The organism is Microcystis sp. T1-4, from assembly GCF_000297435.1.
Taxonomy (GTDB): Bacteria; Cyanobacteriota; Cyanobacteriia; order Cyanobacteriales; family Microcystaceae; genus Microcystis.
Genome location: NZ_CAIP01000102.1, coordinates 1 through 9,953, shown reverse-complemented (window position 1 = coordinate 9,953; position 9,953 = coordinate 1). Strand labels below are relative to the sequence as shown.

The 9,953-nt window shown below is 43.5% G+C and carries 9 protein-coding genes; all 9 read left to right on the top strand.

The annotated features are described in order from the left end of the window. Positions 1-2,014 (top strand): endonuclease domain-containing protein (locus MICAI_RS24885; protein WP_157221726.1); only part of this gene is annotated, 2,014 nt, incomplete at its 5' end. A 248-nt stretch (positions 2,015-2,262) separates the two neighbouring features. Beyond that, on the top strand, positions 2,263-2,502 hold the full coding sequence (locus MICAI_RS05645) for a DUF2281 domain-containing protein (RefSeq protein WP_008199001.1): 240 nt from the start codon (positions 2,263-2,265) through the stop codon (positions 2,500-2,502). After that, positions 2,499-2,948, top strand: a complete 450-nt coding sequence (locus tag MICAI_RS05640) for a type II toxin-antitoxin system VapC family toxin (RefSeq protein ID WP_008198999.1) — start codon at positions 2,499-2,501, stop codon at positions 2,946-2,948. The genes MICAI_RS05645 and MICAI_RS05640 overlap by 4 nt, the downstream gene beginning before the upstream one ends. Before the next feature lie 127 nt (positions 2,949-3,075). Continuing rightward, positions 3,076-3,492, top strand: coding sequence for a XisH family protein (locus MICAI_RS05635; RefSeq protein WP_008198996.1), 417 nt, complete (start codon positions 3,076-3,078; stop codon positions 3,490-3,492). Further along, positions 3,480-3,809: a XisI protein gene (locus tag MICAI_RS05630; RefSeq protein ID WP_008198994.1), complete on the top strand. Its 330-nt coding sequence runs from the start codon at positions 3,480-3,482 to the stop codon at positions 3,807-3,809. The genes MICAI_RS05635 and MICAI_RS05630 overlap by 13 nt, the downstream gene beginning before the upstream one ends. A 29-nt stretch (positions 3,810-3,838) precedes the next feature. Next, positions 3,839-6,976 (top strand): BPTD_3080 family restriction endonuclease, encoded by a 3,138-nt coding sequence (locus tag MICAI_RS05625; RefSeq protein WP_008198992.1) that lies wholly within the window; start codon positions 3,839-3,841, stop codon positions 6,974-6,976. A gap of 201 nt (positions 6,977-7,177) precedes the next feature. Then, complete coding sequence (locus MICAI_RS05620; RefSeq protein ID WP_008198988.1) at positions 7,178-7,744, top strand: photosystem I assembly protein Ycf4; 567 nt, start codon at positions 7,178-7,180, stop codon at positions 7,742-7,744. A gap of 31 nt (positions 7,745-7,775) precedes the next feature. After that, on the top strand, positions 7,776-8,513 hold the full coding sequence (locus MICAI_RS05615; protein ID WP_008198986.1) for a peptidylprolyl isomerase: 738 nt from the start codon (positions 7,776-7,778) through the stop codon (positions 8,511-8,513). Positions 8,514-8,748: 235 nt separating this feature from the next. Continuing rightward, positions 8,749-9,888 (top strand): beta-ketoacyl-ACP synthase, encoded by a 1,140-nt coding sequence (locus tag MICAI_RS05610; RefSeq protein ID WP_008198984.1) that lies wholly within the window; start codon positions 8,749-8,751, stop codon positions 9,886-9,888. Positions 9,889-9,953: the final 65 nt, after the last annotated feature.

The following is a 9,953-nucleotide window of genomic DNA, read 5'->3' as shown; positions in this document are numbered from 1 at the left end:
CGTTAGGAGGNGAGGGGCTTTAGAAATAGAAAAATTACAACCGGGAGATTATGTCATCGGACATGATCTGCAACCTCATCGGATTCTTCGTACTATCAGCAAAACCCATCAAGGGAAAATGATCGGGATTCGTCACCACCTTTGTCAGCAAATCCTCTGGGTAACGGGAGATCATCGAGTCTTATGTCAAAAACGGACAACCAGTTATGGAGGCGATCGCAATTGGGAACATATTCCTAAAAATAATTTTGGTTTAGCTAGAGAAATGAGAAAAGAAGCGACTCCAGCCGAAGCTAAATTATGGCAAGAAATCAAAGGAAATCAATTAGGAGTTAAATTCCGCCGTCAACATCCTATTGGACGTTATATTACCGACTTTTATGCAAGAGAAAAGGGTTGTATTGTTGAAGTAGATGGAGATAGCCATTATAGGCCAGATGCGACAGTTTATGACCAAGAAAGAGATACTTATTTAAACTCTTTGGGATTAAATATTTTGCGATTCAATAATCAAGAAATTTATCATAATTTGACGGGAGTATTAGAGACAATTAAAGCCACATTGGCTGCGGTTGAACCTTCAGAAGATCATTACAAAGAATGGCGACGGGCTGATACTTTAAAAATCGGTGATATTGTTTATTTTGGCAGGGAACAAATACCCTGTGAAATTAAAGATTTAGAATCGGAAATAACGACGGAAACAGTCTATGATTTAGAGATTGAAACTGTCCACTCTTTTATTACTGAAGTTTGTACTGTGCATAATTGTGGAAGTGGGACAACCGCTTACGTTGCCGAACAATGGGGGAGAAGATGGATAACCTGTGATGTCAGTAGAGTACCCTTAGCCTTAGCCAGACAGAGACTATTAACCGCCACCTTTCCTTGGTATCAACTGAAAGATAATAACTCACCGACGGGGGGTTTTATCTACAAGAGAAAACAGAACAGTAAAGGGGAAGAAATTGGGGGAATAGTCCCACACATCACCCTGAAAAGTATCGCTAACAATGAACCCCCCGAATCGGAAATCTTAGTTGACCGTCCCGAAGTAGATAACAGTATTGTGCGGGTGTGTAGTCCCTTCACCATCGAGGGAACCATACCGCCTCCGGTGGAGATGGAAGACGAACCGGAAAGCGCAGCGGTGGTAATCGACAATAGCGGTCCCTATGAAGAACGGATGTTGGAAATTCTGCGGAAATCTCCCGTGTTGCGTCTGTCTGGGAACCGCACCATCACCCTAAACAACGTGCGACAGCCGACGCGAACCCAGAATCTATCGGCCGAAGCAATGGTCAAAGCTAGTGATTTAGAAGGTGCTACCTTGGGGGAGGTGGTAGATGAGGCCCTAGAAGCAAACCTGAATCAGCTTCCCCTCTCCCAGAAACCGGTGGCGTTTCTATTCGGACCAGAGAACGGAGCGATCGCAGAACAGCCGATTTACAGAGCGGCTGGGGAAGCCTATCATAAACAATACGCTCATCTGTTCGTCCTTGGCTTTGCGATCGCTCCTAGCGCTCGTCAGTTTGTAGAACACTGTCAGGATACGGTGGGGATTCCCGCGACTTACATCCAAGCAACTCCAGACCTGCTGATGGGGGATTTACTCAAAAACATGAGGAGTTCCCAGATATTCAGCGTCTGTGGACTGCCAGAGATTAGGATTAATCCCATCCCTGAGGGTAAATATCAAGTGGAGTTATTGGGTTTGGATGTGTTTGACCCGGTTACAATGAAAGTGGACTCAGAACCGGGTAAGAATGTCCCCGCTTGGTTTCTCGATACTGACTACAACGGCCTATGTTTCCACGTCAATCAGGCATTTTTTCCCCGTACCGGCGCTTGGGATTCGATTAAGAAAGCTTTAAAGGGAACCTATGAGGAATCAGTCTGGGAACATCTAGCAGGGACAACCAGCGCACCTTTTGCCGTGGGAGAACATCGGCAAATTGCCGTTAAGGTGATTGATGACCGGGGGAATGAGTTGTTAGTGGTTAAAAGTTTGTAAGAGGTAGAGTTATGACTAATTCAGAGGCTCTTCTAGGTTCTGTGTGATGAGTTTAACTTACATAGGATCGATCTTTGTGTCCTTTGTGTCTTTGTGGTTCGTTCCACCCCCTCGCTAGGAGGAATGTATCTTAGAATACATTTTACCCACCAAACCTGGGAGAGCCATTCAGAAAATAACCCAATCGAAATATAGGATTTAATATTAAAGAGTGAGAAGTTACACTTAATGTTCAATAAAATAACTCTATGAATATCGAAAAAAATGTTATAGAATATCTCCGAAAATTACCCCCAGACAAACAACAGGAAGTCTTAGACTTTACCCAATTCCTGAGCCAAAAGTCAACCCTGCCTAAACCCAATCCTAATTTAACCCCAGAACAACGATCTGCTAATTGGTTAGCATGGGTTGATAGTCATAAATCCTCTAATCCTCCCTTACCCGATGAAGCCTTACACCGAGACAGTATGTACGAAGACGAATGACTCAATATTTACTGGATACCAACATTCTTTTACGAGGCAGTGACCGGAATTCCTCTCAGTATTCTCTGGTTAGAGATGCTATTAACTATATCCTTCAACACGGTGACACTTGTTTGATTACCTCTCAAGTATTAATTGAATTTTGGGTAGTTGCTACTCGTCCACTTGATGTTAATGGTCTAGGTTGGAATCCACAACAAACGCAACAAGAAATTAACAATCTTCTTTCTCAATTCTCTTTATTAGAAGAAACCCCAGAGATTTTTCTCCACTGGTTTCAACTGGTCGTTAATCATAACATTAAAGGAAAACGAACCCATGACATCAGGCTGTTAGCCGTAATGCAATCCCATAATATTACTCATTTACTAACCTTTAATCCTGATGATTTCATCCTTGTTCCTCACATCACCATCATTCAACCTCAAGATTTATTAGAAAATTAATCAATCCAAAATCAAAAATCGAAATGTCCTACGAAGTCAACGAACCGATTCTCAACTCACCTTTTGATGAACCCTTGATGAAGTTAAATCAGCCGTTTATCGAGCTTGCTTATACTTAGAAAATTCTATGTCAGCCAAAGATATTTTTAATCAATCCGTGTGTATTGCCCTCGAAAAAGATGGCTGGAATATCACCCATGATCCCCTTTATCTTAAAGTCAATGACGTAGAATTTTACATCGACTTAGGCGCGGAAAGATTAATTGCCGCCGAAAAGGCAGGTCAAAAAATTGCCCTAGAGATTAAATCTTTTTTAGGCGCATCAGAAGTCACCGAATTTCATCTCGCATTAGGACAAATCCTCAATTATCGGTTAGCATTAAAACAGGAACAACCCGAAAGGATTCTTTATCTAGCCATTCCTCAAGATACCTATGAGGACTTTTTCTCTCGTCAATTTATTCAAGACGCTGTAGCCGAATATAAAATTAAACTCTTAATCTTTAATTCTCTCAAACAAGAGGCGGTATTATGGAAAGAATAAACTACTCTCAACTGATTCAAGACATTCTCACCCAACATTCAGTTAATGACAGCAAAAATGACACAGAAACTCAACTTATTTTTGACACAAAACGCCATCATTACCAAGTCTTAAATATTGGGTGGAAAGAGCAAAAGCGAATCTATGGTGTGATTATTCATCTTGACATAAAAGATGACAAAATCTGGATTCAAAGAGATGGAACAGAAATCGGCATTGCCAATCAATTAATCGCTGCTGGTGTTCCTAAACAAGATATAGTCTTAGGTTTTCAGGCTCCCTATAAACGTAGTTTAACCGAGTTTGCCTTGAGTTAATACATAAGAAAAAAATCCTAAATAACCCTATGTCCTACGAAGTCAACGAACCGATTCTCAACTCACCCTTTGATGAACCCTCCCGTTATTGGTTCATCCGAGAAGGTTATGAACCAGAATTAAAAGAAGGGAGAAGACCGGCTATTGTCTATCCCCCCCGGGAAGGTGACAGCGAATGGGAATTAGGAAAAGTTCTCAAACTTTCACCCCCCGATCAATTTTTCCCTGGTTATGAAATGACCTTGGTTAACCACATCAGGAACAAAGTCAAAGAATGGAGAAACGAAAACTATCCCGGTGTCAGTCGTACTACCTTAGAACTATTGGACTATTGGAACCGAGAAGGAAGAGAACATCGCCTATTTTTTGCTCAAAAAGAAGCAGTAGAAACCATCATTTTCCTGATTGAATCACGGGCCGACTTTCGCCAAGGGATTCATATCCCCCAAGACACCCCCATTGACACCACCCTAAAAGCTTTCATCCGCTACGCCTGTAAGATGGCAACTGGAAGCGGCAAAACAACAGTGATGGGGATGTTAGCAGCATGGTCCATCCTCAATAAAGTAGCAGATCGCAGTAACGCTAAATTCTCCGATGTTGTCCTGATTATCTGTCCCAATATCACCATTAAAAGCAGATTGCAGGAACTCAACCCCGACAACGGCGAAGCTTCTTTATATCGCACCCGTGACCTCGTACCCTCTCACCTGATGGATAAACTGAGACAGGGTAAAGTCTTGGTGACAAATTGGCATATTTTTGAAAAGCGAGCGCCTGCCACTGCCGGTAATGACACTGCCAAAGTGGTGAAAGTGGGAGTCAAAACCACCGCCGCCGAAGTGATTAAGATTGCCGCTAAAAACGAAACTGCTAGGGGAACAAGATATCTAACCCAAGAAACTTTAGGACAGCAAATCGCATTAGGTCGGTTAAAAGTCGCTGAAGGAGGGGAGAAATATGATACACAGGGAAATCTTAAAGAAGTCAAGGTAGAAATTACCCGCTATTTAGAAAGTGATGCCGCTTGGATTAAACGAATCTTAACCCAAGAAGTGGGGAATAAAGGTAACATTTTAGTCTTTAATGATGAGGCGCATCATGCTTATCGGATATCTCGGTTATCTTCGGATAATAATGATGCTGGCGATGAGCAAGAATCGGAAAAATATCAAGAAAAAGAAGCCACGATTTGGCTTGAGGGTTTAGATAGAATTAACAAATATCGAGGCATTAATTTCTGTGTAGATCTATCCGCTACTCCCTATTACTTAAAATCTTCCAAACAAAATACTAATAAACCCTTTGAGTGGGTCGTCAGTGATTTTAGTTTAATGGATGCCATTGAAGCAGGTTTAGTGAAAATTCCTCAATTACCCGTTAGAGATACCACCGGCGCAGCCGTTTCAGATTTAGCTTACTTTAATATCTGGGAATGGTTAATGAAGAAAATGACCCGATCTGAACGGGGTAAAGGAATAAATCCTACACCGGAAGCTATCCTCAAATATGTGCAACATCCCATCACCTTATTAGGGGGACAGTGGGAACAAATTAAACAAGAATGGGCAGCCTCCGATGATCCCAGACCGCCTGTATTTATTATTGTCTGTAAGAATACCAAGATTGCTAAATGTCTCTATGAATGGATAGCAGAAGATATCAAACCGAATGATTTACCCTCCTCTAACCTGCGATCGCTCCGTAATACCGAGGGAGAAACTAACACGATTAGAGTCGATTCTAAGGTAGTTGAAGAATTAGAATCGGGTGAAAGTAAATCCGATGAAAGTAAATGGATGCGCTTTACTTTAGACACCATTGGTAAGACTCAATGGACAAAAGATGATCAAGGACGCGATATTTATCCCGAAGGATTTGCCCAACTAGCTGAGAAATTAGCTAGACCGTTTCACCCCCCCGGTCGCGATATAAAATGTGTAATTTCTGTAGGAATGCTTACGGAGGGTTGGGATTGTTCCACCGTAAAACATATTATTGGGATTCGTCCCTTTCAATCCCAATTACTCTGTGAGCAGGTGGTAGGTAGGGGGTTAAGAAGGCGCAGTTATGACCTCACCGAGGATAACAAATTTGCCGAAGAAACTTCAACAATTTTCGGAGTTCCCTTTGAAGTTGTTCCCTTTAAAGCTAATCCCCAAGGGGCAAAACCTCAGCCAGAAAAACGCTATCATGTTTACTCAGTGCCGCAAAAATCCCAATATCGCCTAGAATTTCCCAGAGTTAAAGGCTATACCCAAGCCGTACAAAACCGAGTCACCGTTGATTGGACAACCATCGCCGCTTTAGAAATTAACCCCTTCAAAATTGCCCCCGAAGTCCAAGTTAAAGCGACTCTAGCTAATAACCAAGGTCGTCATAGCCTATCTGGTCCAGGCAAACTGGAAAGCCTTGATCTCAACCCTTACCGTCAGGGAAAAAGATTACAGGAATTAGTCTTTGAATTAGCTGCTGATTTAACCCAAACTTACTGCCAAACCGAGCAATGTCAAGCACCCCCTCATGTCTTGTTTCCCCAATTAAGAAAAATCTGCGATCGCTACCTAACTGAAAAGGTTAAAGTAGTAGAACCCGCTCACATTCTCGATCTGTTTCTTTCCCCCTATTACGGTTGGGTAATTGAAAAACTCTCGGAGTCCATTTATCCCGATACCGGCGCCGGAGAAGCCCCAGAAATCCCCAAATTTGAGGCACATCTAGGCAACGGTTCAACCGATGATATTAACTTCTTCACCGGCAAACCTGTGAGAGAGGTAGTCAAGTCTCACCTTAACTGTGTGGTGGCTGATACCGATCAATGGGAACAGGCAGCCGCCTATATTATTGACAATCATCCCGCCACTGCAGCCTTTGTTAAAAATGAACGCTTAGGGTTTACTATTCCCTATTTTCATAATGGGGAAGACCACGATTATATCCCAGACTTTATTATCCGTCTGAAGACCGCTAAATCTAACTATTTAATCCTAGAAACTAAAGGATGGGACGAACTGAGGGAAGTCAAGCAAGCAGCCGCTAAACGCTGGTGTAATGCCATTAATGCCGACGGCAAACACGGTCATTGGCAATACTTTTTAACTGGATTGAGCAAAGTTAAAGAAGGAATTGACGAAGCAATCAAAGAAATCGAAGCATTAACCAACTAAATTTTCGATAACTTTTCTGGAAGGTTATCACCTTTTCTGGAAGGCAATCGCCGGTACAGAGTACCCTTGATCTTAATCAGAGAAAAAGTGTATGAGTGATTTTGGCGGCATTCCGCTCCCAATCAACACCCTAGGTCGGGGTTGGGGAAGTGGGGAGAAAAAAGCTGGTAAAATAACTCTAGGCAACCTTAAAAAGAATTCATGAAAGCGCAAACAACAAGTAAAGATAGCCTGATCCTACGGCGAGAAGTAGTGGGTTCCCGTCGCCCTAGTAACTATTTTTGGGCTGTAATCGTCTCTATTGGCGGTCTAGGGTTTCTCCTCGCTGGTCTTTCCAGTTATTTGAAGGTCAATCTACTTCTCGTTAGCGATACCAGTTCCTTACAATTTATTCCCCAAGGAGTCGCTCTCCTCTTTTATGGCACTGCGGGGACGCTTTTAGCCATCTATCTCTGGTTATCTCTCCTCTGGAATGTCGGAGGTGGTTATAACGAGTTTAACAAGGAAACCGGCAAAGTTAAAATCTTTCGTTGGGGCTACCCCGGCAAAAATCGTCGCATTGATCTCGATTGGCCTCTCGAAGATGTGCAAGCTGTGCGGGCCGAAGTGCGAGAAGGACTCAACCCAAAACGGGAACTATTCCTGCGGATTAAACAGCGTCGTGATATCCCTTTAACTCGCGTCGGTGATCCCATGTCCCTCTCGGAATTGGAAAATCAAGGAGCGGAACTCGCTCGTTTTCTGGAAATTCCTCTAGAGGGATTGTAGTCCTTTTTTCGCTCTTTTTGGCTATAAAATAATGATGAAGATAAGAAAATCTTGCTGGCTGTCTGTGGTTTGTGTTTTTTTGATCACAACGACGACACTTTTCGGCTGTTCTTCCCCAGAAGCTAACTCCACCCCCGATAATTCTAGTATCACCCAAACTTCTCAACCTGCCAGTTCGGGCAGTGTCAACATGGATAATCACAAACCCCGCTTAGATGGAACTGCCGTCGTCGAGATGATCATCAAAGGTAAACCGGTAACGATCGAAATTGATGGCAATGCGGCCCCAATTACCGCAGGTAACTTTGTGGATCTGGTGGGGAGAGGTTTTTATAATGGTTTAACTTTCCATCGCGTGGTTACAGAACCGCAGCCTTTTGTCGCCCAAGGAGGTGATCCCCAAGGTCGCGGAACCGGTGGTTTTGTCGATCCAGAAACCAAGCAATCCCGTTATGTTCCCCTGGAAATTCTCCTCAAAGACGAAAAAGAGCCGATTTATGGGCAAGCAATCGGTCAACAGGCCACGGCCCGCACTCCTATGGTCGCTTTACCCCATAAACGCGGTGCGATTGCCATGGCCCGTTCTCAACAGCCTAATTCCGCTTCTTCTCAGTTTTATTTTGCCCTGTCGGATATCAATTTCCTCGATGGTGATTATGCCGTTTTTGGTTATGTAACTGAGGGAATGGAAGTGGTCGATACGATCAAACAAGGGGATAAAATTGACTCGGCCAAAGTTATTTCCGGTGCAGAAAATCTGAAAAAATAGCGATCGGTTAGGGTGGGTTCGCACGACGTTAACGGAGGCAGGGGGCAGGAGTCCGTTTTTGTAACGGGGATTTATGCCCCGCTCCAAAAACTTTTCGCCTTAAGGCGAGGTTTTAGACCCGATTTTTTCGATAATTTAATCTTCGCCGTCCCCCCCCCAATCATTTAATATTCCGATAACTGATAACTGATAACTGATAACTGATACCTGATAACTGATAACTGATAAATGATAAATGAATGTTGTGGTGACGGGAATTGGGTTGATCAGTTCTCTGGGAAATTTAAGTCAGAGTTGGCAAAGATTACTAGAGGGCAAAACTGGTATAACTAGGCAACAACCCTTCTCTGATTTACCCGCTTTACCCCTGGGTTTAATCGGTCACAAACCCGCATTTTTAGAGGATTTAACCAAAATTGCCCTAATTGCCGCCCTTGAAGATGCGAAGTTAACGACTCCCTTAAAGGATTGTGCTGTCACTATCGGTTCTAGTCGCGGTTGTCAGGGTTTATGGGAACGGATGGCAGCGACGGGAATAGTAGAAAACTGGTTAGACAGTTTACCCGATCGCACCTCGGTATTGACCGCTAGATTGATAGAAACCGGCGCCCCAGTCTTAGCACCCATGGCGGCCTGTGCGACGGGCATCTGGTCGCTCGCCCAGGGTGTAGAATTAATTAAAATGGGAGAATGCGACCGAGTTTTAGCAGGGGCGATCGAAACTCCGATCACTCCCTTAACTTTGGTGGGATTTGAACAGATGGGAGCTTTGGCGAAAACGGGCTGTTATCCTTTTGATATAGCTAGAGAAGGCTTGGTTTTGGGGGAAGGTGGGGCGATTTTAGTCCTTGAATCGGAAGAACTGGCTTTAAGCAGAAATGCCCCCATCTACGGGCAAATTTTGGGCTATGGTTTTACCTGCGATGCCGATCATGTTAGCGCCCCGGCGGTGGATAATCATAGTGCTACCAAAGCCATAGAACTATGTTTGCACAGAAGTCAATTAAGAAAAGATGAAATTAATTACATTCACGCCCACGGCACTAGCACCCGTTTAAACGATGAACGGGAGGCAAACCTGATCGCCAGCATTTTTGGCTCGCAAGTGGCTGTAAGCTCGACAAAAGGCGCAACAGGACACACTTTAGGGGCTTCGGGGGCGTTAGGTGTGGCTTTTTGTTTAATGGCTCTGAAAAATCAGCTAATTCCCCCCTGTGTGGGTGTGCGCGAGTCGCCTTTTCAATTAAATTTAACTAGATCGGCTGTTAATTTTTCCCTGCATAATTGTCTCTGTCTTAGTTTCGGGTTCGGAGGACAAAATGCCGCCATCGCAGTGGGGAGATGGGGGAGAAGGAGTGGGAATTATGAATTATGAATTATGAATTGGGGAGACGGGGAGAATAAATAAAAGCAAATCTCCTGATAACTGATAACTGATAA

Excerpts from the sequence above, each read along its gene's own strand:
- MICAI_RS05645 (WP_008199001.1), top strand. The coding sequence starts at position 2,263 with ATGAATATCGAAAAAAATGTTATAGAATATCTCCGAAAATTACCCCCA.
- MICAI_RS05635 (WP_008198996.1), top strand. The coding sequence starts at position 3,076 with ATGTCAGCCAAAGATATTTTTAATCAATCCGTGTGTATTGCCCTCGAA.
- MICAI_RS05630 (WP_008198994.1), top strand. The coding sequence starts at position 3,480 with ATGGAAAGAATAAACTACTCTCAACTGATTCAAGACATTCTCACCCAA.
- MICAI_RS05625 (WP_008198992.1), top strand. The coding sequence starts at position 3,839 with ATGTCCTACGAAGTCAACGAACCGATTCTCAACTCACCCTTTGATGAA.
- MICAI_RS05640 (WP_008198999.1), top strand. The coding sequence starts at position 2,499 with ATGACTCAATATTTACTGGATACCAACATTCTTTTACGAGGCAGTGAC.
- MICAI_RS05620 (WP_008198988.1), top strand. The coding sequence starts at position 7,178 with ATGAAAGCGCAAACAACAAGTAAAGATAGCCTGATCCTACGGCGAGAA.
- MICAI_RS05610 (WP_008198984.1), top strand. The coding sequence starts at position 8,749 with ATGAATGTTGTGGTGACGGGAATTGGGTTGATCAGTTCTCTGGGAAAT.
- MICAI_RS05615 (WP_008198986.1), top strand. The coding sequence starts at position 7,776 with ATGATGAAGATAAGAAAATCTTGCTGGCTGTCTGTGGTTTGTGTTTTT.